At 74.2% G+C, this 22889-nt stretch carries 16 protein-coding genes; 13 read left to right on the top strand and 3 right to left on the bottom strand.

Annotation, left to right across the window (positions count from 1 at the left end; all coding sequences use genetic code 11):
* Nucleotides 1-146: 146 nt before the first annotated feature.
* The gene (locus ACFW2G_RS12555) at nt 147-1100 is read right to left on the bottom strand and encodes an alpha/beta hydrolase (protein ID WP_384581672.1); all 954 of its coding nucleotides are present in this window, start codon (nt 1098-1100) and stop codon (nt 147-149) included.
* Between the two features lie 938 nt (nt 1101-2038).
* Between ACFW2G_RS12555 and ACFW2G_RS12550 the strand changes: the two genes are divergently transcribed.
* The 10 genes from ACFW2G_RS12550 (at nt 2039) to ACFW2G_RS12505 (ending at nt 18211) form a co-directional block, all read left to right on the top strand.
* Nucleotides 2039-3679, top strand: coding sequence for a BTAD domain-containing putative transcriptional regulator (locus tag ACFW2G_RS12550; RefSeq protein ID WP_384449176.1), 1641 nt, complete (start codon nt 2039-2041; stop codon nt 3677-3679).
* Between the two features lie 97 nt (nt 3680-3776).
* Nucleotides 3777-6020, top strand: a complete 2244-nt coding sequence (locus ACFW2G_RS12545; RefSeq protein ID WP_384449179.1) for a TOMM precursor leader peptide-binding protein — start codon at nt 3777-3779, stop codon at nt 6018-6020.
* Nucleotides 6010-7947 (top strand): TOMM precursor leader peptide-binding protein, encoded by a 1938-nt coding sequence (locus ACFW2G_RS12540; protein ID WP_384581675.1) that lies wholly within the window; start codon nt 6010-6012, stop codon nt 7945-7947. The genes ACFW2G_RS12545 and ACFW2G_RS12540 overlap by 11 nt, the downstream gene beginning before the upstream one ends.
* 40 nt (nt 7948-7987) lie before the next feature.
* Nucleotides 7988-9538 carry a SagB family peptide dehydrogenase gene (locus ACFW2G_RS12535; RefSeq protein WP_037917005.1) on the top strand — a complete coding sequence of 517 codons (1551 nt, stop codon included), beginning with the start codon at nt 7988-7990 and terminating at the stop codon, nt 9536-9538.
* A 13-nt stretch (nt 9539-9551) separates the two neighbouring features.
* A complete protein-coding gene (locus tag ACFW2G_RS12530; RefSeq protein ID WP_384581677.1) occupies nt 9552-12308 on the top strand; it encodes a lantibiotic dehydratase in 2757 nt (918 codons plus the stop codon).
* Nucleotides 12305-13381, top strand: a complete 1077-nt coding sequence (locus ACFW2G_RS12525; protein ID WP_384449303.1) for a lantibiotic dehydratase C-terminal domain-containing protein — start codon at nt 12305-12307, stop codon at nt 13379-13381. Before ACFW2G_RS12530 ends, ACFW2G_RS12525 begins: the two co-directional genes overlap by 4 nt.
* Nucleotides 13378-14478, top strand: a complete 1101-nt coding sequence (locus ACFW2G_RS12520; RefSeq protein WP_384581679.1) for a peptidase M50 — start codon at nt 13378-13380, stop codon at nt 14476-14478. The genes ACFW2G_RS12525 and ACFW2G_RS12520 overlap by 4 nt, the downstream gene beginning before the upstream one ends.
* A 78-nt stretch (nt 14479-14556) precedes the next feature.
* Nucleotides 14557-15525, top strand: a complete 969-nt coding sequence (locus ACFW2G_RS12515; protein ID WP_384449188.1) for an ABC transporter ATP-binding protein — start codon at nt 14557-14559, stop codon at nt 15523-15525.
* A complete protein-coding gene (locus ACFW2G_RS12510; protein WP_384581681.1) occupies nt 15522-16277 on the top strand; it encodes an ABC transporter permease in 756 nt (251 codons plus the stop codon). The genes ACFW2G_RS12515 and ACFW2G_RS12510 overlap by 4 nt, the downstream gene beginning before the upstream one ends.
* On the top strand, nt 16274-18211 hold the full coding sequence (locus ACFW2G_RS12505; protein ID WP_384581683.1) for a TOMM precursor leader peptide-binding protein: 1938 nt from the start codon (nt 16274-16276) through the stop codon (nt 18209-18211). Before ACFW2G_RS12510 ends, ACFW2G_RS12505 begins: the two co-directional genes overlap by 4 nt.
* Nucleotides 18212-18285: 74 nt before the next feature.
* Here ACFW2G_RS12505 and ACFW2G_RS12500 read toward each other — a convergent pair whose 3' ends face one another.
* Entirely contained in the window at nt 18286-18459 is a 174-nt protein-coding gene (locus tag ACFW2G_RS12500) for a thiazolylpeptide-type bacteriocin (protein WP_037917023.1), read from the bottom strand.
* Between the two features lie 169 nt (nt 18460-18628).
* Between ACFW2G_RS12500 and ACFW2G_RS12495 the strand changes: the two genes are divergently transcribed.
* Together ACFW2G_RS12495 and ACFW2G_RS12490 are read left to right on the top strand one after the other, a co-directional pair.
* Entirely contained in the window at nt 18629-19900 is a 1272-nt protein-coding gene (locus ACFW2G_RS12495; RefSeq protein ID WP_384449195.1) for an amidohydrolase, read from the top strand.
* An 89-nt stretch (nt 19901-19989) separates the two neighbouring features.
* Nucleotides 19990-20532, top strand: coding sequence for a hypothetical protein (locus ACFW2G_RS12490; RefSeq protein ID WP_384581685.1), 543 nt, complete (start codon nt 19990-19992; stop codon nt 20530-20532).
* A 379-nt stretch (nt 20533-20911) separates the two neighbouring features.
* On the opposite strand, the gene ACFW2G_RS12485 is transcribed toward ACFW2G_RS12490, so the two are convergent.
* Nucleotides 20912-21640 (bottom strand): TetR/AcrR family transcriptional regulator, encoded by a 729-nt coding sequence (locus ACFW2G_RS12485; protein WP_384581687.1) that lies wholly within the window; start codon nt 21638-21640, stop codon nt 20912-20914.
* Between the two features lie 125 nt (nt 21641-21765).
* On the opposite strand from ACFW2G_RS12485, the gene ACFW2G_RS12480 reads away from it, so the two are divergent.
* Nucleotides 21766-22803, top strand: coding sequence for an amidohydrolase family protein (locus ACFW2G_RS12480; protein ID WP_384449204.1), 1038 nt, complete (start codon nt 21766-21768; stop codon nt 22801-22803).
* Nucleotides 22804-22889 lie beyond the last annotated feature (86 nt).

Below are 22889 nucleotides of genomic sequence, written 5' to 3'. Positions count from 1 at the left end.
CCGTCGAGCCGTTCGCCGCGCCGCGGGCGAGGACCCGCCCCGGGCCGCCGTCCGTCCGGAGGTCGGATGGGCCGGGCTCGGCACGCGTGCCGGCATCGGGCCCGGAGCCGGGCGTAGGCCCACCTCGGGCGGGCCGGGTTGCGCGCTCAGGCCAGGGCCTCGCGCAGGGTGTCGACGGCGAGTCCGATGGCCAGGTTCGCAGCCGCGGTCTCCCGCAGGGCGTTCAGCATGACGAAGTCGTGGATGGTCCCCAGCGCGCGCAGCGCGGTGACCGGCACCCCGGCCGCCCGGAGCTTGGCCGCGTACGCCTCGCCCTCGTCGCGCAGCACATCGGCCTCGGCCGTGATGACCAGGGCCGGAGGCAGCCCGGTGAGCTGATCGGTGCCGGCCCGCAGCGGGGAGGCGGTGATCTCGGCGCGCTGGGCCGGGTCGGTCGTGTACTGGTCCCAGAACCAGCGCATGGCGTCGCTCCGCAGGAAGTAGCCCTCCGCGAACTCCTGGTAGGACGCGCTGTCGAAGGCGGCGTCGGTCACCGGGTAGAAGAGGACCTGCTGGACGAGGCGGACGTCGCCGCGCTCCTTGGCCATCAGGGTGAGGGCGGCGCTCATGTTGCCGCCCACCGAGTCTCCGGCGACGGCGAGACGGCCGCCGTCGAGACCATGCCGGCCGCCGTCTGCGGTGATCCAGCGGGCGACGGCGTAGTTCTGCTCGATGGCCACCGGGTAGCGGGCCTCGGGGGAGAGGTCGTACTCGGGGAAGACCAGGGCCGCCCCGGCGCCCACCGCGAGTTCGCGCACGAGGCGGTCGTGGGTGTGGGCGTTGCCGAAGACCCAGCCGGCGCCGTGGAGGTAGAGGACCACGGGGAGCGGGCCGGTGGCGCCGCGCGGGCGGACGATCCGGGTGCGGACCTCGCCGGTCGGGCCGCCGGGGACGGTGAGCCACTCCTCGTCCACGGGCGGCAGGGTGACGCCGTCGCCGCTTTGGACGTCGTCCACGGCCTTGCGGCCGTCGGCGACGGGGATCTCGTAGAGGAACGGCGGCTCGGCGGTGGCGTCGGCGAAGACCTGGGCGGCGGGCTCCAGGACGGGGCGGTCGGGCATGGCGGGACTCCTGGGGGACGCGGTGGGTGGTGGCCGCTACGGCGCCCAGGATCATGCCGGCGGCTGCTCCCGGGCGGGAGAGGGCCGTCGGCGCGCCGGAGCGGGACCCGCTCGGCCGAGGAGGGCGGGCACGGTGGCGCCGACCGCGTCCCCGCGGGGTGACGGCGGCGTGCCGAGGACCGTCTGCGCGCAGACGGCAGCCAGGCCGTACGCGCCGGAGCTCCAGCGGGCTGACCTTTGGTCCACGGACCGGGCCGCATTCATCGAACACGGGCGTGTCCGACCGGAGATGGCCTGAGGCGGAGGGGGGTGGCGGCCGCGGGGGTGTCGCGGCGCGCGGTCCCGTCACCGCAGGTCCGCTCCGATCGGCCCGATGGCCCGTCCTTGCCACGGGACTTGCCCGCCATCGCACCGCGGGCGCGGGGGCACGGGCCGCTCCTGTGGGAGAGGAGTAAAGGATCGGCCATATCAGTGGCGCGATATACACCTTAATTGGATCACGGCATCATGCTTGGATGGCGCAGCGGCAGTAATTCGTTTACCGCTTAACGGTTTTGACGAACCGGCGGTAACAGCGTGAAGCGTCCGGGTTACGGAGAAGGGAGAAAAGGCCTGCGGGAAGGAAAGGAGTGTCCGCCGGCTCGACTTCCGCAAGATTCTCTATGTAGTGTTCCGGTTATTCACCGCCCAACGGGGGCGGACGGCGACTTCGGGATTGGTCCGGACTATTTCCGGCGTGTGGCGAACCCGAAGAACCGGCTGACCACCGCCCCCGCCCACGCTCCCCATTGGGGGAATGCGTGTCCCGACACGGGGGATCAGTCATCCGGTTCCAGCTTTTGGGGCCCCTGAGCATTGCGCACGGCCCGGAATCCGTCGTTCTCAAACCGTCCAAGCCAACGAGCCTTCTCGCCGCACTGCTGCTCCACCCGAACACGGTGGTTTCGACCGCCTACCTGCTGCGTGCCGTATGGGACGAAGAGCCGCCCGCCACGGCGCGCGCCGCACTGCAGACGTGCGTCCTCCGGCTGCGCCGGCTGTTCGCCAAGTACGGCATATCCGCCACCGTCATCGAGGCCGTTCCCGGCGGATACCGGATGCGCTGCGACACCGAGACGCTCGATCTCGTCCGGTTCCGCGCACTCGCGGCCCGGGCCGGATCGGCGGGGGACCCGGGGGAGGAGCTCTACCGGCTGCGCGAGGCGCTCGCCCTCTGGCAGGGGCAGCCCCTCGCCAACGTCGCCTCGCACCTGCTCCAGGAGGACGCGGTACCCGTCCTGGAACAGGAGCGCCTGCGGGTGCTGGAACGGGTATGCGACCTTGAACTCGCCGCCGGCAACTGCCATCAGGTCCTGGTCGACCTGTACGAGAGCGCACGCCGCCACCCAGTGCGCGAACGCTTCACCGAACAGCTCGTCGAGGCGCTCTACCGCACCGGACGGCAGGCCGAAGCCCTCGCCGAGTACCGCACGGTCCGCGACCGGCTGCGGGACGAACTCGGCATCGACCCCGGACCGGGACTGCGCCGCCTGGAACTGGCCATCCTGCGCGCCGAAGAGCTCTCGCCCGCCCCGCCGGAACCCCCGCGCGCCGCGGCCGCGGCGGAGCCCGCCGCGCTGCCCGCCGGCCCGTCCGCCCCGGTCCGGACGGCGCACGTGGTGCCGCCCGTACCCGCCTTCGCCGGCCGCGACGCCGACCGCAGGGCCGTGGCCGCCCGGCTCACCGCCGCCGACGGCCCGCGCCTGGTCGTCATCTCGGGGGCGCCGGGCATCGGCAAGTCCGCGCTCGCCCGCCAGACCGCGCACGAGGTCCAGGAGTCCTTCCCCGGAGGTGTGTCGACCCTCCAGCTGACCCGGCCCGATGGGACCCCGGTCGCCGTCGAGGAGGCGGCGCGGCTCATGCCCGAGCCCGCCCCCGGCCGCCGCCTGATCGTCCTCGACGGCGCGGCCGGCGCCTGGCAGGTGCTGCCGCTGCTGCCCGCCGCGGACGGCGCCGCCGTCCTCGTGACCAGCAGGCGCCAGCTGGCCGCCGTCGTCGCCACCCACGGCGGCGCCGTGCACCGGCTCGACGTGCTCCGCTCCGCCGAGGCGCACGCCCTGCTCGCCGGGCTCGTCGGCGCCGAACGCATCGCGGCCGAGCCCGCGGCGACCCGCGAACTGGCCTTTGTGTGCGGCCACTTCCCGCTCGCCCTGCGGATCGCCGCGGGACGGCTGCTGACCCGGCCCGGCCTGTCGGTCGCCGACTGCGCTGCCTGGCTCGCGGCGGATCCCGTCGCCCGCCTGGCGCTCGCGGAGGACGCGGGGCTCTCCGTGCCCGGTGTCCTGGGGCAGGCGCTCGACGCGCTCGCCCCCGAGCTGCGGGAGGCGTTCCTCCGGCTGGCCGGGCGCGCCGAGGACGCAAGCCCGCCGGCCCCCGACCCCGCGGCCGCTGAGAGCGAGTCCGTACTCGAACAGCTCGTGGAGGCCGGGCTGCTGGAGGACGGGCCGCCCGGCCCGTACCGCCTCCACGGCCTGCTCCGCATCTACGCGCGTTGGCGCCTGCGCGCGCACGAGACGGCGGCCGCGGCCGCACCTCGCTGACCCCTCCCGGCTCGCGCAGCCCCGCCGCGCCTGCCCCCGCACCTCCCGCTCAGGTTCTCTCCCCGATCCCGCCCAGACCGCACCCAGGGGTGTCCCCATGGCCCACGCCAGCTATCACGCCGTTGCCGAGACCCGTCCCCGGATCCGCCGGGACGTGCTGTTCACCGAGACGCCCGACGGCGTGCTGTTCCACAACGCGGACGGCGGCTTCCGGCTCACGGCCAAGTCCGCCTACCGCTTCGCAACACTGATCGTCCCCCACCTCACCGGCGAGCACTCGGTCGCCGACCTGTGCCGGGGTCTCGGCGAGGCACAGCAGGCCATGGTCGGCGAACTCGTGCGGACCCTGTACGAAAGGGACTTCGCCCGTCCTGTCGCCGCCCCCGACGCATCCGCGGCCGGGCAGCCGGCGCCCGCCCCCGACGTGGCCCGCCGGTACGCCCCGCAGATCGCCTACGCCGACCACTACGCCGACGACGCCGAAGCACGGTTCCTGCGCTTCCGCGACACCCGCGTGGCCGTCCTCGGCGACGACGACGTCGCCCGCTGGTGCGCATCGAGCCTGATACGCAACGGCTGCGCGCTCGTCGGTGTGACACCGGCCCTGCGCACCCCACCGCCCGGCACGCCCGAACTCGACGCCGAGGCGGCCGAGGCCGTCGCCGACGGCTGCCCGGTGGAGCTGCGTACCCTGCCGACGGCCCCGGACCGGCAGCCCTCCTGGTCCGAACTGTCCGAGTACGACCTCGTGGTCGTCACCGGCGGGCGCACCGCGCCCGCACGCCTGCTGCCGCTGCTGCGCACCGGCATCCCGGCCGGCCGCACCCTCCTGCCGGCCTGGTCCTACGGGGCCGACGCCGTCATCGGCCCGCTCATGACCTCCACCGCCACCGGCTGCTGGGCCTGCGCCGCGCTCCGGCTCGGCGCGGCTGCGGGCCGCGACGGTGCCGCGGCGGCCGAGCTCTGGAGCGCCCTGGCCCTGCCGGGCGGGCCGACCGCGTCCGGCCCGGAGCCCGGGCGGCCACTGGCCGCGATGATCGGCAACCTCCTCGGCTACGAGGTCTTCCGCACCACCAGCGGGGCGCTGCCCGCCGAGACCGCAGGCCAGGTGATCGTGCAGGACATGGCTTCGCTGGACGTGACGGCCGAACCGCTCCTGGCCCACCCGCGCTGCCCGTTCTGCGCCCCGGACGAAGAGGCGACGAGCCGGGCCACGGCCCCCGTGGACCTCGCCGAAGCCGGTACCACCTGCACCCCCGCCCTGCCCACCCTGGACACCGCACGTGCGGCGGAGGCCCTGGTGGAGGAGCTGAACCGGCGCTCCGCGCTCGTCCGTCCGTACACCGGCGTCTTCACGCGCTACGCCGACGAGCCGCTGACCCAGATCCCCCTCAAGCTGAGCGTGGTCGAGTTCGGCACCGGACCCGCGGCCTCCCGGGCGATCGCGGCCTTCGACGTCCACCACGTCGCCGGGGCCCGGATGCGGGCGCTCGACGCCGCGGCCGTGGTCTACGCCGAGCACGTCGTCCCCGCGTACGGTGTAGCCGCCCGTGGCGAAGCCGCGGTCGCGGAAGGCTCGCTGACCATCGCTTCCGGGCTGCCCGGTACGGCCGCCGCCTGGCAGCCGGCCGTCTCCCTGGTCACGAAGGAACCCGCCCTCGTGCCGGCGGGCGCCGTACGCCCCTTCGGCCCGCACAACGGCGACCGGCTCTTCGAGCGGACCCGCGCCGGCGCCGGCGCCGGACCCTCGCCCGCCGACGCGGCCGCCGCGGGCCTGCTCTCCGCCCTGGCCCACGACGCCCTGCTGCGGGCCGTCCGCGGGGCGGCGGCCCTGCCGGTGCCGCTGCCGGACGGCAGCGACGACACCGGCGACGCCGAACTCGTTTTCCTCGTACGGTCGGCGGACCGGCTCGGGCTCGCCGTCGAGCTCCTCGACCTCGGCGAGGCCGCGCACTCCGGTGTCCAGGTGCTCCTGGCCCGGGCCGGGGAACGCTGGGCCGTGGGCGCCTGCCTGGACCGACGAACGGCGACGGTGACCGCGCTGCGGGACCTGCTGGGCGCCGTGCAGTTCGAGCGGGACGAGGACGCGCCCGGCGGACCGGCCGACACGGGTGATCCCCTGCTGGCCGACCTCGACGCCCGCACGCTCACCGTCGCGACCGACGGCCGGTCCGCCGACGGCCGGTCCGCCGACGGTTGGTCCGAGGTGCTCGACCGGCTGCGGTCGGCGGGCCGCGACGTCTACGCCGTGTCCACCGGCACCCCGGACCTGGCCTCGGCCGGACTCCACACCGCCAGAGTGCTGCTGACCTCCGCTCAGGAGCCGGGCGATGACCACTGAGCCCCTGGCGCCCGGCCTCCCCGGCCTCCCCGACGCGCTCGGCCCCGACGCGGCGGCCCGCTTCACCGCCCGGCTCGACCGCGACCTCGCGGCGCTCGGAGGCCCCCGGGTCACGCTCACCCCGCTCGGTCTCGCCGACGCCTTCACCCGCCCCGTGCCCGAGCCCCTCGACGGCGCGACCGTGCCCGTGCACCTCTACGGCCACCAGGCGGTCGTCGGGCCGGCCGGCGGATGCGCCCGTTGCCTGGAACGCCGCTGGCAGGCGGTACGGTCCGTGGCGCTCCGGGACGCCCTCGAACTCGGCGGCGCCACCCGGGCCGCGGGGGACTGGCCCTACGCGCACCCCTTCGCGGCCTCGGCGCTGGCCGCGCTCGTCACGGCCGCCCGGGAGCCCCGCCCCGGCGCGCCCGCAGCGGGCGGCGTCTTCCCCGCCGTCCGGCTGCTGGACCTGCGGACCGGCCGCGTACGCAGCTACCCGCTGGTGCCCGACCCGGAGTGCCCGGTCTGCGCCGCCCCGCAGGAGGACACCGCCGCAGCGGCCGTGCCCGAACTGCCGCCCGCGCCGAAGCACCGGCCCGGGGTGTTCCGCACCCGGCCCGTCGAGTCGTACGGGATCGACGTGGCCGCCTTCGCCAACCCGCTGTGCGGGGCGCTGGGCCCCTCCCTCGTCCAGGACGTCTCCTCCACCTCCACCTCCGCCACCATCGGCTGCTTCTCCATGCGCTCGGGTGCGTACCTGCGCGAGACCTTCTGGGGCGGACACACGGACTCCTTCGCGCGCAGCGCGCACGTGGGCGTCCTGGAGGGCCTGGAGCGCTACGCGGGGATGCGGGCCCGGGCCCGCACCACGAGCGTCACCGGCACGCTGAACCGGTTCGGCGCCGACGCGGTGGACCCGAGGGACGTCGGGCTGTACGACGAGGCCTTCCACCGCGACAACCCGCGCGTGCGCCCCTTCGACCCGGACCGGGAGATCGCCTGGGTCTGGGGCTGGTCGCTGCGCGACCGGACGCCCCGCCTGGTCCCGGAGATCCTGACGTACTACCACGCCCCCGGCCTGGAGAACCGGTTCGTGCAGGAGAGCTCCAACGGCTGCGCCTCGGGCGGCAGTCTGGCCGAGGCGGCCTACTTCGGCCTGATGGAGGTCGTCGAGCGCGACGCCTTCCTGCTCAGCTGGTACGGACGCCAGCCGCTCCCGGAGATCGACCCGGCGAGCAGTTCCCGCCCGACCACCCGCGCGATGGTCGACCGGCTGGCGATGTACGGCTACCGGGCCCGGTTCTTCGACACGCGGATCACCTTCCCGGTCCCCGTCGTGACCGCGGTCGCCGAACGCTTCGACGGTGGACCCGGCCGGATGTGCTTCGGCGCGGGCGCCGGCCTCGACCCGGAGTCCGCCCTGGCCTCGGCGCTGTGCGAGATCGCCACGGACGCCGTCAACCTGCCCGGGCGCACCGAGCGCGACGAGGCCCGGCTGCGCGCCATGGCGGCCGATTTCGATCTGGTCACGGCACTGCACGACCATCCGCTCGTCTACGGGATCCCGGAGATGGGAGCCCACGCGGACTTCCTGCTGCGCAGCTCCGGCCGCGAACGCCCGCGGACCGTCGCCGAACTGCGGTGGCCCGACCAGCAGGGCGCGACCGCCTCCGACGACGTGCGCACCGATCTGGAGCGGTGTGTGTCGGCGGTCACCGCCGAGGGGTTCGACGTCGTCCTCGTCGACCAGACGATGCCCGAGCAGCGAGCCCTCGGACTGCACACGGTGAGCGTGCTCGTCCCCGGCCTGCTCCCCATCGACTTCGGCTGGTCGCGGCAGCGGGCGCTCGGCATGCCGCGGATGCGGACCGGCCTGTTCGCCGCCGGGCTGCGCGAGCGCCCGCTGGAGCCCGGCGACCTCAACCCGGCACCGCACCCCTTCCCCTGACCGGCCACCGCCGGCGTCCGACCCGAATGCAGGAGGACCCATGGGCCACGCCCATGTCTACGCCCACGAGATCATGCACCGCGGCCGGGTGCCGATGGAGCCCGCCGACTTCGTCCCCGACTGGGCCGACCGGCCCCGCAAGGCCAAGTTCCACCCGGATGCCGAGACGCTCCCCCTACCGGTGCCGCCGCACACGCCGCCGGGGCTCCTGCCGGGCTTCACCCTGCCGCTGCTGTCCGGGATGCTGCGGGACTCCTACGGGCTGACCGGCCGGCGCCTCGCGGTCCAGGCCAACACCGACCTGGCGGCGCTCCCGCACTACCACCACGCGAACTGGTCGCGCGGTACCGCCTCGGGCGGCGGCCTCTACCCGGTGACGGTCCACTGGGCGGCCGGACCCGGCGGACCGCTGACACCCGGGCTCTACCACTACGCTCCCCACCAGCACGGGCTGCGCAGACTGCTCGCCGGCGACGTCACCGGCGACGTCCGGGAGGCCCTCGGTCCGGGCGCGGGCCCGGCCGGACGGGCCACGCAGTACCTCGTCCTCGGCGTCAAGTACTGGCAGAACGCCTTCAAGTACAACAGCTTCTCCTTCCACGCCGTCAGCATGGACGTCGGCGCCCTCGTACAGACCTGGCGGCTGTGGGCGGCGCAGTACGGGCTGCGGATAGACCCCGTGCTGTGGTTCGACGAGGAGCGCCTGGCCCGGCTGCTGGGCGTGGCCCCCGAGGAGGAGGGCGTCTTCGCCGTCGTCCCGCTGACCTGGGAGGGCGGGCGCGAGCCCGGTGCGGGCGGGGCGACGGGCGCCACCACGCGGCACCGGGACGCCGAACGTTCGCGCCGTGTCCTGGAGTTCGAGACCCTGCGGCGCGTCCACCGGGCCACCGAGGGGCGGGCCGCCGACCGCCCGGCGCCCGGAGCGCTGGACGCGGCGGCCGCCCACCCGCCCCGCGGCGCGCAACCGCTGGCGCTGCCCCGGCCCCCCGCGCCGCCGGTCCCGGCCCCCCGCGCCCTACGCGAACGCCGCAGCAGCTTCGGCCGCTTCGACGCCTCCCGGCCCGTCGCCGCCGAACAGCTCGCCGCGGCACTTGCCGACTGCGCGGCCACCCGGTACGGGACCGAGGCCGAGAGCCCCGGCGGCCCCTCCCTCACCTCGCTGTACGCCTTCGTCAACCACGTCCGGGGCATCGACCCGGGCGCGTACGCCTACGACCCGGCCGCGCACACCCTGCGGCTGATCACGGCAGGACCGCCCGGCCCCTTCCTGCAGCGCACCTACTTCCTCTCCAACTACAACCTGGAGCAGGCCGGTGCGGTGCTCGTCCCGACGGTCCGCACCACCGCAGTGCTGGACGGAGTCGGCGACCGCGGCTACCGGCTCGTGGGCGGCACCGTCGGAGCCGTCGCCCAGACCTTCTACACCACGGCCGCGGCCTTCGGCCTGGGCGCCGGGGTGGCCCTCGGCTTCGACAACATCTCCTACATCGAGGAGCTGGGCCTGACCGGCACCGACGAGGCTCCCCTGCTGATCATGCTGCTGGGTCACGAACGTCCCCGGCCGGCCGACTTCCGTCACGAGATCGCCTGAAGGGAGCGGCACGATGAACACCACCGAGTGGCACGCGGGCGACCGCTTCATGCTGCGCGTCGCAGGGCTCCCGCTGTCCGCGGTCGACGTCCTGCGCGCCGACCGCACCCGCGGCTGGGCCGAGGAGGTCCTCACCGCCGAGACCGGTCTGCGCCAGGGCGCCGCGCGACTGGGAGACGCGCTCCACGCGGCCGTCGGGGCCACCGACCCGGCCCCGGACGGCCCGGGCGCGGCCCGGCGCCGCGCGCTGCTGAAGCTGCGCCGCCAGATCCACAACGACCGGCTGCCGGCCCGGCCCGACGCCTCGACGGAAGCCGCCGTCGAAGCCGTCGCCGCCGTGGACGAGGCCGCCGCCGAAGACCTGGCAGGCTGGCTGCACCGGCGCCGCCTGCTGGACAAACTGCTGGCCGAAGGGCCGCAACTGCTCACCGCGGACCTGGCCCGCAATCGGTCCGCGCTGCGCGGCCTGGTCCGCGACGAGCGGCTGCGCGCCGGGCTGCTGCTGGCCTCACCGGTGCTCGAAGGGCAGCTCGACGGATACGCCCGCGCCGGGAACGCGCCGAACGGGCGGGCCCGCAAGGCCGAACGGTCCCTGCTGTCCTACGTGTACCGCACGGCCTGCAAGACGAGCCCGTTCAGCACCCTCACCGCCGTCGCCACCGGACGCTTCACCGACAGCACCGGCGGGGGCGTACCGGGCGGGACGCGGGTGGCCGACGCGTGGAGCAGCAGCGTACGGCTCAACGTCGTCGTCCTCGCCCGGATCGCCGAGCTGATCCAGGCCGACCCGGAACGCCGCCGGGACCTGCCGCTGCGCCTGGCCTCCGGCTGGGGCCACGAGGACGACCGGATCCGCTATGTGCGGCGCTCGGTCACGGCGGGCGACGACGCGGCCGCCGTCACCTTCGACGCGGTCCAGGACCGGCTGTTCTTCCTGCGCCGCAGCGGCACCCTGGAGCGGCTCCTCGGCCTGTTCGCCGAGCGTCCCGAGCTGCGCCACCGGGACCTGACCGACTGGCTGGCGGCCGAGCACGCCGCCGGCCCCGAGGAGTGCGAGGCGTACGTCTCCGCCCTCCTCCAGCTCGGCATGGTGCACGCGCCCCGCCTGGACACCCAGGTGCACAGCGGCGACCCGCTGAGCTCCTTCCGGCAGGCGCTGACCTCGCTGGAGCGCCCCTGGGCGGACCGGCTCGCCGCCCTGCTCGAAGCGCCCGCCGCCGCTCTGGCCGGCTACCCGGCCGCCGACCGCGCACAACGGGCCGAACTGCTGCGGGTGCTGCGCAGCGGCCTGCGCCGCGCCCAGGAGGAGCTCGGGGCACCGGACGCGGCCCTGCCGCAGACCCTGCTGTACGAGGACGTGAGCGCCGGCGCTGAACTGCCCTGCCCGCCGCCCGACTGGACCGCGCTGCGGTCGGTCGAGCGGATCCTGCCCGCCTTCGACCTCACACTGGCCCAGCGGATCACCTTCGAAGGGTTCTTCGCCGCCCGCTACGGCGCCGGGGGCCGCTGCGAGGACCTCCTCGGGCTGGTGCACGACTTCCACGAGGACTTCTTCGACCAGTACCTGTCGTTCACCGCCCGGCGCAGACCCTTCGACGAACGCGGCGAGTACGTGCCCGAGGAGAACTGGCTCGGCCTGCCCGGCATCCGCGCCCTGGACGCGGCGCGCCGTGCCTTCACCGGACGGATGCGGCGGGCCTGGACGGCGTACGGGGACGCGCACGGCCGTGACACGGCGGCCGTCCTGCGTCTCGACGAGGCGGACCTCGCGGCGGTCGCGGACGAACTGGGCCCGATCGCAGCGCCGTTCGCGCCGCGCTGCCACCACCTCCAGCTCGGCCGCGACCCGGCCGACGGCACGCCGCTGACCGTGCTGAACCGCTCGTACGGCGGGCTGTCCTTCCCCTTCAGCCGCTTCACCCACGTGTACGACGGGACGGGCGCCGGCCTCTCGGACGCCCTGCGGGCCACGGCGAACCGGATCACCCCGCCCGGCGCGGTCCTCGCCGAGGTGACGGGCGGCCCGGTCACCACCAACCTGAACCTGCACGGCCGGCTGACCGACTACGAGATCGTCTGCCCCGGCGAGAGCGGCACCCTCGCGCCGGAGCACCAGCTGCACCTGGACGACCTGTACGCCGAACACGTGCCGGCCACCGGGCGCGTGGTGCTGCGGTCGCGCAGCCTCGGGCGCGAGGTGGTCCCCGTCTACCTCGGCTACCTGGTGCCGCTCGCCCTGCCTGCGATCCCGCGCACGCTCCTGCTGCTGTCCCCGTCCTCGATGTCACCGCTCGACGTGTGGGCCGGCGTACCCGAGGGCCCCGCCCGCGACAGCGTGACCACCCGGCCCAGAGTGGTCCACGGCGATGTCGTGCTGAGCCGCCGCAGCTGGACCACCGCGGCCGGCGACCTGCCCGTCCGAGGGGCACTGGAAGCGGGCAACTTCCTGGACTGGCAGCGCTGGCGCCGGGCCCACGGACTGCCGGAACAGGTGTTCGCGACGGTGTCGGCCGGCCCGTCGGCAGCCGGGGCCAAACCGACCTACGTCGACTTCGCGAGCCTGCTGTCGCTCGCGGCCTTCGAGACCCTGCTGCGCGATCCGGCCCACCGGGTCGTCTTCCGGGAGATGCTCCCCGACCCCGGAGGCCTGCACGTGCGCTCGGCGGACGGCGCGCACGTCGCCGAACTGGCCGTCGAGACCTTCACTACCACCCACCGGCACGCAACGGACCCCGAAGACCAGGAAGGCGGCACGCGATGGCCGAGATGACCCCGTCCACCACCGGCGCCCCCGGCGACACCCGCGGAGCCTGGCAGGCCCTGCACATCTTCTACGCCGCCAACCCGCAGCCGCTGCTGGTGCAGTGCGTCCGGCCGCTGATCGCCGGCCTCACCGCCGACGGGCTCCTCGCCGGGCACTTCTTCATCAACTACTGGCTGGAGGGACCGCACGTGCGGCTGCGGCTGCGCCCGGCCACTCCGGAGGCGGAACCCGAGGTGCGGCGCCGCGCGGAGGAGGCCGTGGCAGCCTTCCTGCGGGCCCGGCCGGCCCTCTACGAGGTCGACTCCGGATTCCTCAACGAGTTCTACAACACGCTCTTCGACATCGAGTTCCCGGAGGGCGACCGGGCGGCCTTCATGGGACCCGACGGCCGGATGAACCTGCGCCCGAACAACTCGTACTCCCGCGAGCCGTACGAGCCCGAATTCGGGAAGTACGGCGGTCCCGCCGGCGTCGAACTCGCCGAATGGCACTTCGCCCGCTCCAGCGACCTGGTCATCGACGCGCTGCACCGCATGAACCTGCACCTGCGCACCGTCCTGCTGGGCACCTCCGCCCAGCTGATGATGGTCATGGCGGGCGTCTTCCTGCCCGACCGGGACGAACTCGCCGGATACCTCGACCGGTACTACGAGTTCTGGCACCAGGCCTTCCCCGGCACCGGGTTCATCGGTTCCCAGGAGTACGACCGGACCTACGGGCAGACCGCCCCCGGGCTCGGCCGCCGTTTCGCCGCCGTGCGCGACGCGCTGGCCTCGGGCGAGACGGGCCGGCTCCCCGCCTTCCTGGCCGGGTGGGCGGAACACTGCCACGAGCTGCGCGAGCGCGCCGAGGCGCTGGCCGCCGACGGGGAACTGGTCTTCCGCTCCTGGGACGGCACCCGCGACGAACGGGTGACGGACCCCGCCGAGGCGCTCCCCCTGCTGCTCTCCCCGTACATGCACATGACCAACAACCGGCTGCACGTCACCATCCGCGACGAGGCGTACCTGGCCCACCTGCTGGGGCGGGTGCTGCGCGAGGGCGAGGTCCCGGCCGGCAGCCCGGCGGTCGCCACATGACCGGGCTGCTGGACCACCGGCCCGCCCTGCGCCCGGAGGTCCTGCTGTCCCCTCCGCTCCTCGCCGGGCCGGCGACCGTCCACCTGGTCAAGGACCCCGTGTCGGGGGCCTCGTTCGAGATCGGCCCCAAGGAGCACTTCCTCGTCTCCCGGCTCGACGGCACCCGCAGCCTGGCGGAGATCGGGACCGAGTACGGCCGGACCTTCGGGCGGCGGCTCGGCGAGGCCAACTGGCAGCAGTTGCTGGCCCTCCTCGGCAGCCGCCGGCTGCTCGCCGGTGGCCCGCCGCCCCCCGCGCCCGCCCCGGCCGGACCACCGCTCACGGGCGGCCTGCTCCGCGGTACGCTGCGGCTGGTCGCGGACGCCGATGCCACGACGGCCCGGCTGCACCGCGTCCTGCGCCCGCTCCTGCACCCGGCGGTGCTCGGCGCCCTGCTGCTCGGCTGCCTCGCCATGGAGACCGCGCTCGTCCGGTCCGCCGGCGAACTCGTTTCCTCCTTCGGCTGGTTGCTGCGCCAACCGGTCCCGCTGCTGGCGGTGGCCACCCTCATGTGGCTGAGCACGGCCCTGCACGAGTTCGCGCACGGGGTGGCCGCCCGCCATGTCGGCGGCACCGTGGGCGAGATCGGGCTGCGCTGGCGGCTGCCCGTCGCCATCATGTACTGCACCGTCGACAACTACCGTTTTCTGGACAGGCGTCGGCAGCAACTTGCGGTCGCCGCCGCGGGCGCCTTCGCCAACCTGCTGTTCCTGCTGCCGTTCTGGCTCTGGTGGACCCTGCTGCCCGCGGGCGACGACCCCGTCCGGCGCACCCTCGCCGCACTGCTGCTCATCGGCAGCGCCCAGGCGCTCGTCAACCTGATCCCCCTGCCCCCGCTGGACGGTTACACGATGCTCGGACACGGCCTGCGCGTCACACGGCTGGCACCCGCCAGTTCGGGGTATCTCCGCCTCCGGATGCGCGACCGGACGGCCGCTGCCGCCTATCCGCCGCGCGCCAGGAGGCTCTACCTCGGCTACGCCGCCGGCTCCGCCGCCCTCGTCCTGCTCCTGGCGGCAGGACTCACGACAGCCGTCTGGTACGCCGCCACCGCCTGAACCCACCCAGCCCGAACCCACCCGGCCCGAACCCACTGCACGACAGACACACGACAGACACAGAGGGACGCACGACCCATGACGACAGACAGCACCCAACCGCCCGACTCCCCGGCCATCGCCGTTGAGGACGTCCACAAACGCTACGGCGACCGCCGGGCGGTGGACGGGGTCTCCCTCGAGGTGCGCCGCGGCGAGTTCTTCGGGCTCCTCGGCCCGAACGGAGCGGGCAAGACCACCCTCATCGAGATCATGGAGGGGCTCCGCCAGGCCGACGGCGGCACGGTCACCGTCCTCGGCCAGAGCCCCTGGCCCCGCAACACCGCCCTGCTGCCCCGGATGGGCGTACAGACCCAGGCCTCGGCCTTCTTCGTGCGGCAGAGCGCGCGCGAGCACCTCGCCACCGTCGCCGGCCTGTACCGGCGTGATCCGGCTGCCGCGGACCGCACCCTGGAGAGCGTCGGACTCACCGAGCAGCGCGACGTCCTGGTGGAGAACCTCTCCGGGGGCCAGCGCCAGCGGCTGGCCATCGCCTCCGCACTCGTCCACGAACCCGAGCTGATTTTCCTCGACGAACCGACGGCCGCCCTGGACCCGCAGGCCCGCCGCGACCTGTGGGAGGTACTGCGCGCCCTCAAGAGCCAGGGCCGCACGATCGTCTACACCACCCACCACCTCGACGAGGCCGAAGCCCTGTGCGACCGCGTCGCGATACTCGTCGGCGGCCGGATCGCCGCCCTCGACTCGCCGCACCGGCTGGTCACCGCGGCCGGCGCCCCCTCGCGCCTGCTGCTGCCCGTCGGCCGGCTCGGTGTCGAGGAGGCGGCGGCGCTGCCCGGTGTGGACCGGGCCGTCCTCCAGGGCGGCTCCCTCGTCCTGGAGACCGCGACGCCGGGCAAGGTGCTCCAGGCCGTCGACGCGCTCACCGGACTGGACGGGGTGATGACCCGCACGGCGACGCTGGAGGACGTCTACCTCGAACTCACCGGAGCCGCACACCCCGGCCCGCAGGCCGGCCCCCACCCGCAGACGGAGTACCAGGCATGAGCGCATACACGGCCCTGACCGCCGCCGGCTACCGGGCGCAGGTCCGGGACAAGGCAACCCTCTTCTTCACCTTCGCCTTCCCGCTGCTCTTCCTGGTCGTCTTCGGCCTGATCTTCAGCGGCCAGGACGTCGAGGAGACCGGCCGCCCGTACATTTCATACATCGCGCCCGGAGTGATGTCCTGGGGCGTCGCCAACGCGGCCGTCTTCGGGATCGCCTTCACCCTCATGCAGTGGCGCCGCGACGACCTGCTGAGGCTGATCCGGCTGACGCCGACCCCGCTGACGACCGTGCTCGCCTCGCGGTACGTACTGGCCCTGGCCGTGGGCGCAGTGCAGGCCGCGGTGTTCGTCGCGGTGGCCGTGCTCCCCGGCTTCGGACTGGTCCTGGACGGCCGCTGGCCGCTCGTGCTGCCCGCCCTGCTGCTCGGGATCACCGCCTTCCTCGCCATCGGAGTGATCGTCGGAAGCTACGCGAACACCCCGGAAGCCGTCGCCGCCATCGCCAACTGCCTGATGGTGCCGATGGCGTTCCTGTCCGGGTCCTTCCTGCCGTTGGACATGATGCCGGCCTGGCTGCAGTCGGTCTCCCGCGTCCTGCCGCTGCGCTACCTCAACGACGCGGCGACCGGCGCGCTCACCGGCACCGGATCCCTGGCCGCCATCGGCACCGGCTGCGCGGCGCTCCTCGGCTTCGCCGTCCTGTTCGGGGCGATCGGGCTCAAGACCTTCCGCTGGAGCAACCGGATATGACCACGACCCCGCCGTGTCCGCCCGCCCCCGACGGGACACCCCTCGAATCCGCCCGGCGGGACCTCGCCGAGGCGCTGGTCCCGCTCGGCGCCGTCGTGGTGACCCTGGGCGTGCACGATGCCCTGGGGCCGCGCGCCGCCGACCCGTTCGCCGCCGTCCGGCCCCGGGCCACCGTCCACCTCAGCGCGCGGGAGGTGCTCGTCGGCCCCTGGGGCGGAGACGGCGGCGCACCGGCGTGCGGCCAGTGCCTGGCCATGCGCCGCCAGCGGCTGCGCAGCCGGAGCGAGCGCGACGCGCTGGAGACCGGCCGCGGGCCGGGTACGCCCACAGGCTCCGAGTGGCCCCGGCTGTCCCCGTACGCGCACGACGCGGTGTACGCCCTGCACGAGGCGGTCCACGGCGGCCGGGTCGCCGCACCCGCCGGTGCGGCCGCCGACCGGGCCCTGCCCCAGGTATCCCGGCTGGACCTGGAGACACTGCGCGTACGGACGTATCCGCTGCTGGCCGATCCGCTGTGCCCCGACTGCGGGCCCCGGGGCGCCGACGCACCGCGCCCCTTCACCCCCACCTCCAGGCCCAAGCCCGCTCCCGAAGCCCAGCGGCTGCGCGCCGCGTCCTCCTACCCGATGCCGTACGCGGCGCTGGCCAATCCGGTGACGGGGGTGCTGGGCGGGGGGACCTGGCAGAACGTCACCTCGCCCACCACCGCACCGGTTGCGGGCAGCGTCTTCATGCGGGGGTACGCGGGACTGACGGACGTGACGTGGAGCGGGCAGGCCAACAGCTTCGCCGTCAGCCGCGACCTCGCCCACCTGGAAGGACTGGAGCGGTACGCCGGAACCCACCGCCGCACCGGCAAGACCCTGCTCACCGCCGCGTACGCCGAACTGGGCGAGCGGGCCCTGGACCCGGCCGCGTGCGGGTTCTACGCGGCCGAGACCTACCGGGACGACCCGCTGGTGTCCCCCTTCGACCCCGAACGGCCCATCCCGTGGGTGTACGGGCACTCGCTGCGCGACGACCGCCCCGTGCTGGTCCCGGCCCGGCTGGTGCACTACAGCGCCGGCGTCGCCGCCGACAACTTCGTCTTCGAGTGCTCCAACGGCTGTGCCATCGGCAGCTGCGAGGAAGAGGCGCTGCTCGGCGCCCTGCTCGAACTCGTGGAGCGGGACGCGTTCCTGCTCGCCTGGTACGGCGGACTGCGGCTGACCGAGATCGACCTGGCGAGCGTGCCGGGGACCGCCGTGCGCGCGATGGCCGACCGGGCCGCGCTCCAGGGCTACGACGTGCACGCCTTCGACAACCGCATCGACCTGGCCGTCCCGGTCGTCACCGGGCTCGCGGTGCGCCGCGACGGCGGCCCCGGGCTGTACTCCTTCGGCGCGGGCGCCGCGCTCGACCCGGCGGCGGCGGTGGAGGCCGCCCTGTCGGAGGTGCTCACCTACATCCCGCACCTGCCCCGCCAGGTCGAGGAGCGGCGCGGCGAACTGGAGGAGATGGCCGCCGACTTCGACAAGGTGCTGCACCTGAAGGACCACGCCCAGCTGTACGGGCTGCCCGCGATGGCGGAGCACGTCCGCCCCTACCGGGAACCGCTCGCCGTACGCACGATGGACGAGCTCTACCGGTCCTGGACGGAGCACGGACGACCCCGCACCGGAGACCTCCGCGACGATCTGCGGTGCGTCGTGGACGAGCTGGTACGCGCCGGACACGACGTCGTCACCGTCGACCAGACCACCCCGGAGCAGCGGCGGATCGGCCTGCACACGGTCTGCGCCGTGGTGCCCGGGCTGCTGCCGATCGACTTCGGCTGGGCCCGGCAGCGCGCCCCCCACCTGCCACGGCTGCGCACCGCGCCCCGGCGGGCGGGGATGCGCACGGCCGACCTCGCGGACGCCGACGTCCGCAGGATCCCGCACCCCTTCCCGTAGGAGGCCGCAACGGCCGATGCCCCGGCCCCCGCAGATGCGGGGCCGGGGCATCGCCGCGTCCGCGGCCCGACGGGTCAGGCGGAGCAGGAGGTGGTGCTGGTGGTCGACGAGCAGGTCGAGGTGGAGCTGCAGCTCGTGGAACCGGCGAGCACGACCTCGCTGGCGTCCGAGTAGTCGGAGATCTCGAACGTCTCGGACTCCAGCTCCAGGATCTCGTCCGCGAGCGAGGCGAGGGGCGACTTCTGCATGGTGGCTCCTTCGGGTGGGCGGACGGCGCGGGGTCGCGCCGTGCCGGGTCTGCTCCCATCACAGCGGGTACCGCCGTCACCGGACCCGTCGCAGCGCTGACACTCCGCTGTCACGAAGTGTCAGCGCCCTGCCGGGGCTGCCTCCGGCCCGCCGTCCGATCATGGCTCCATGACCGGCCACGCACCCGAACCGCCCGCCGCACCGCTCAGCCGACTCGGGGCGCACCTGCGCGACCTGACGGCCTGGTACCTGGAACTGCACCACGATCCGGAGCTGTCGGGGGAGGAGCGGCGCACGGCGGACCGCTTCGCCGGCAGGCTGGAGTCCGCCGGGTACACGACCACGCGCGGCATCGGCGGGCACGGTGTGGCCGGCGTGCTGCGCAACGGGGACGGTCCCACGGTCCTGCTGCGGGCCGAACTCGACGCCCTGCCGGTCCGGGAGACGACCGGACTGCCGTACGCGGCCCGCGGGGAGGCGGCGCACGCCTGCGGGCACGACCTGCACCTCGCGGCGGCCGCGGGCACGGCGCTGCTGCTCGCCCGGACCCCCCGGGCCTGGCGCGGCACCCTCGTCGTGGCCGGGCAGCCGGCCGAGGAGACGCTGGAGGGGGCCAGGGCGATGCTCGCCGACGGCCTCTACCGGCGGTGCGGCCGGCCCGACGACGTCCTGGCCCAGCACGCGGCGCCGCTGCCGGCCGGCATGGTCGCCCACGGATACGGGCCCATGACGGCGGGCAGTGTCACGCTCCGGGTGGTGGTGCACGGCCGCGGCGGGCACGCCGGAGCTCCGCACCTCGCCGTGGACCCGGTGGTGGCGGCGGCGCACGTGGTGACCCGGCTCCAGGCGGTGGTGGCACGGGAGGCCGCTCCGGCCGACCAGGTGGCGGTGACCGTGGGCTCCTTCCGGGCGGGGGAGCGGGCCAACGTCATCCCGGACCGCGCGGAACTGGCCGTCACGGTGCGGGCGGTGAGCGAGGCCTCGCTGGCCCGGGCCGCCGCGGCCGTGGAGCGGATCGTGCGCGCCGAGTGCGCCGCAGCGGCCTGCCCGCGGGATCCGGAGATCGTCCGGATCTCCACCTCCCCCGTCACCCACCCGGATCCGGCGCTGACGGCGGCCGTACGGGAGGCGCACGCCGCCGAGTTCGGGGCGGAGCGGGTGGCGATGTGGCCGCCCTCGCTCGCCACGGAGGACTTCGCCCTCTTCGGCGATGCCGGGGCGGAGGTGCACGGCGAGCGGGGCATCCGGCTCGGCTACTGGATGCTGGGCACGGCCGGCCCGGCCGCCTGGTCCCGCGCAGCGGGCTCGACCGCGGCGGAGAAGATGGCGGCCCTCCCCGCCAACCACGCGCCGGACTTCGCCCCGGACGCCCGGACCGCCCTGCCGGCCGCAGTCCGCGCGCTGACCGCCGCCGCGCTGTGCCGGCTCGGCCCCTCGTGAACCGTCACGGCCCGTCGGGTGGAACCGAGTTCCGCGGTCGGCTCGTCCCAGGCCACGTACCACGAGCAGACTTGGAGAATCGTTCCACCATGGCAACACCGCACCACCCGGCCGGCCACAGCCCCGCGACTGGCACCCCGTACGCGGCTTCCGGCGGCCAGGGCCACCCGCAGCCCTGGGGCAACCCCGCCGCCGCGGCCCCCGGTTACGGACCCCCGGTTCCAGCAGGTCAGGCCCCGCCCGCGGTCTGCCGCGCGTGCGGCGGCCGGACCGCCGTCGACTTCAAGGTCAGAGCCCACACCGGCATCCTCATCATGATGAAGTTCGAGCACCTGGACGGGCCGTTCTGCCGGGACTGCGGCCTGGCCGTCGTCCGGCAGATGACCTACCGGACCCTCATCCTCGGCTGGTGGGGGCCGCTCTCCCTGGTCATCGTCAACCCCCTCACCCTGGTGTGGAACCTGGTCGCGTACCTCAAGTACCGCGGGCTCGCACCGTCCGAGCCCGTCCCGGGCCGCACCCACCTCGACACGGGTCCGCCCGTCCTGCGGCGGCCGCTCGCCTACCTGGCCCTGATCCCCCTGGCGTGGGCCGTGTGGGTCCTGACCCAGATCCTGTCCCATTCCGCGTGAGCCGGCACCGGTGCGGGCGGCGTCCGCCGCCCGCACCGGGACGCGTCCGCCGCCGAACGGCCGCCGATCGCGCAGAACGATCTCCCACCCGACGAGAAACGATCTGCAAAGAGTGGAAGCCGTACGTCGGAGTCCGGTGTGCAGGCACTGAAGCGCTCCGGACGGCGAAGTGCATCGACGCGGCCGCCCGCTCCAGGCCGGGGCACGAGAACCGGGCGGCGGCACCGCTCGGCTCGACCCGATGGTGCACCGCGACCTGATCCTGCTCGGCCGAGCGCGCGCCTCCGGCGTCTGGACCGGGGCTGCGGAAGTCAGCCGTGAGCGGCAGCGGTGGCCACCACGTCGATGATCGCGGACTTGACGCCGTGCGCGGGGCCCGTCATGCGGACAGTCGCTGGAGCCATTCCGCCAGAAGGTGCTGTTCGGCCTGGCTGAGGGCCTTCTGGCCGGGCAGTGCTGCGTGCAGGGCGCGGGCGGCGCCGCCCGGCCCCGGTTCCTCCACAGCCGGTTCCTGAGTGGTGATGGTGGCGATCATGGATTCGCGCAGGGCGGCAAGGAGTGCGGGGTCGCGCTCGGGCTCGGGGAGGGACAGCCAGGTCAGGATGGCGCCGCTGGCGGTGGCGTGGACGATCTGGGCCGCGAGCCCCTCTTCCAGGCGCAGAAGCCCCGCACCGGCGATGCGGCGAATGCGGTCCATGAGGTGTTCGAGGCCGATCCGGAACATGGTCGTGGACCGCGCGGGTTCGCCGTACATCAGGGCGTACAGCGCGGGGTTGGTCACTCCGAACTCGACCACGGTGTCCCAGCCGTCGCGCAGCTCCTTGACCGGGTCCTGCGGTGTGGGTTCGATCTGTTGCTTGGCTGCGAGGAACCGGGTGAAGCCGTGCTCGGCCACCGCGTCCAGCAGCCCCTTCTTGTCGCCGAACAGCCGGTACAGGGCCGGCGGCTGCAGTCCGGCCGCGTCGGCGACCGCCCGGGTGGTGACCGCGTCGCGACCTCCGCTCTCCAGCAGGCCGGTCGCGGCCTCGATGATCCGGCGGCGCGTCTGCTCCCGTGCGGCGGTACCGGGCTCCGCGGCGCGCCGAGTGAGGGTCGGTTCAACAGGCATGGACCAACGATAGCCTCCTCGCAGCGGCATGGGTATCAACGTTCTCCGTATCGTGGTGTCATCGATAGTATCGTCGATGTCACTTTATGGGTTTCAGTGGAAACATCAGCGCGAGGAGAACCGTCATGTCCGACCGTCTGCGGATCATCGGGGTGGAAGAAACCGTCGTCGTACCGGCCGTCTACGAGGCGTACCGGCGGGTTGGGTCGCCCCAGGTCTTCTCGCGCGGGTTCGGGGACAGCCCGATAGCGAAGAACCTGCACGAGGTCGGAGAGCAGCGGCTGGCCCACATGGACGACCAGGGCATCGACGTCGCCGTGCTGTCCCTGTCATCTCCGGGTGTGCAGGACCTGCCCGAGGCCGACGCCGTGATGGTGGCGCGCGAGGCCAATGACCAGCTTGCCGCGATCGTTGCCTCCAGGCCCGATCGCTTCCAGGCGTTCGCCGCGATTCCCACTCAGTCGCCGGCTGCGGCCGCGGCCGAGCTGGAGCGCGCGGTGGTCGAGCTGGGCTTTCCCGGGGCCATGCTGTACGGACGCACCGGCGACAAGCCGGCCGACCACCCGGACAACGACGAGCTGTACGCGATGGCCGAGCGGCTCGCCGTGCCGCTGCACTTCCATCCGCAGACGCCGGTCCAGCCCGTCATCGACGCCTACTACTCCCACCTCCCCGAGCCCATGGGCCCCGTGCTGGCCGGCGCCGGACTCGGCTGGTACTACGACCTCGGCATCCAGTACCTGCGCATGATCTTCTCGGGTGTCTTCGACCGGTTCCCCGACCTGCAGGTGATCGCCGGACACTGGGGCGAAGTGGTGATGTTCTACCTCGACCACACCGGCTTCTTCGGTGAGGCAGGCGGTCTGCGGCAGCCCCTGACGGACTACTTCAAGCAGAACTTCTGGGTCGCCGGCAGTGGCACCAACAGCCCCCGCTACCTGCGCTGGACCGCCGAAGTGATGGGAACCGACCGGATGCTGTACTCCACCGACTACCCCTTCACCTACGGTTTCCGCCCCGGCGGCTTCCCCTACGTCGACACCAGCAACGGCCAAGCCCGCTCCTTCCTGGAGACCTCGCCGTTCACCGATGAGCAGAAGGCCGACATCGGCCACCGCAACTGGGAACGCCTCACCGCCCGCGCGAAGCACCTGACGGCCTGAAACGCCGATCGCGGGCCGGCGGAGCGCCACGGGGCGCTCCGGCCGGCCCGCCCGGCCCCCCGAGGGGGCCCGCGGCGCCCGCCCGC

The organism is Streptomyces sp. NPDC058880 (assembly GCF_042742535.1).
Lineage (GTDB): Bacteria > Actinomycetota > Actinomycetes > Streptomycetales > Streptomycetaceae > Streptomyces.
This window is presented reverse-complemented; position numbering and strand designations above follow the sequence as displayed.

What these genes read in the sequence shown, in the direction of transcription:
- ACFW2G_RS12555 (WP_384581672.1), bottom strand. Translation starts at nt 1,100, where the DNA reads ATGCCCGACCGCCCCGTCCTGGAGCCCGCCGCCCAGGTCTTCGCCGAC.
- ACFW2G_RS12545 (WP_384449179.1), top strand. Translation starts at nt 3,777, where the DNA reads ATGGCCCACGCCAGCTATCACGCCGTTGCCGAGACCCGTCCCCGGATC.
- ACFW2G_RS12540 (WP_384581675.1), top strand. Translation starts at nt 6,010, where the DNA reads ATGACCACTGAGCCCCTGGCGCCCGGCCTCCCCGGCCTCCCCGACGCG.
- ACFW2G_RS12535 (WP_037917005.1), top strand. Translation starts at nt 7,988, where the DNA reads ATGGGCCACGCCCATGTCTACGCCCACGAGATCATGCACCGCGGCCGG.
- ACFW2G_RS12530 (WP_384581677.1), top strand. Translation starts at nt 9,552, where the DNA reads ATGAACACCACCGAGTGGCACGCGGGCGACCGCTTCATGCTGCGCGTC.
- ACFW2G_RS12525 (WP_384449303.1), top strand. Translation starts at nt 12,305, where the DNA reads ATGACCCCGTCCACCACCGGCGCCCCCGGCGACACCCGCGGAGCCTGG.
- ACFW2G_RS12520 (WP_384581679.1), top strand. Translation starts at nt 13,378, where the DNA reads ATGACCGGGCTGCTGGACCACCGGCCCGCCCTGCGCCCGGAGGTCCTG.
- ACFW2G_RS12515 (WP_384449188.1), top strand. Translation starts at nt 14,557, where the DNA reads ATGACGACAGACAGCACCCAACCGCCCGACTCCCCGGCCATCGCCGTT.
- ACFW2G_RS12510 (WP_384581681.1), top strand. Translation starts at nt 15,522, where the DNA reads ATGAGCGCATACACGGCCCTGACCGCCGCCGGCTACCGGGCGCAGGTC.
- ACFW2G_RS12505 (WP_384581683.1), top strand. Translation starts at nt 16,274, where the DNA reads ATGACCACGACCCCGCCGTGTCCGCCCGCCCCCGACGGGACACCCCTC.
- ACFW2G_RS12500 (WP_037917023.1), bottom strand. Translation starts at nt 18,459, where the DNA reads ATGCAGAAGTCGCCCCTCGCCTCGCTCGCGGACGAGATCCTGGAGCTG.
- ACFW2G_RS12495 (WP_384449195.1), top strand. Translation starts at nt 18,629, where the DNA reads ATGACCGGCCACGCACCCGAACCGCCCGCCGCACCGCTCAGCCGACTC.
- ACFW2G_RS12490 (WP_384581685.1), top strand. Translation starts at nt 19,990, where the DNA reads ATGGCAACACCGCACCACCCGGCCGGCCACAGCCCCGCGACTGGCACC.
- ACFW2G_RS12485 (WP_384581687.1), bottom strand. Translation starts at nt 21,640, where the DNA reads ATGCCTGTTGAACCGACCCTCACTCGGCGCGCCGCGGAGCCCGGTACC.
- ACFW2G_RS12480 (WP_384449204.1), top strand. Translation starts at nt 21,766, where the DNA reads ATGTCCGACCGTCTGCGGATCATCGGGGTGGAAGAAACCGTCGTCGTA.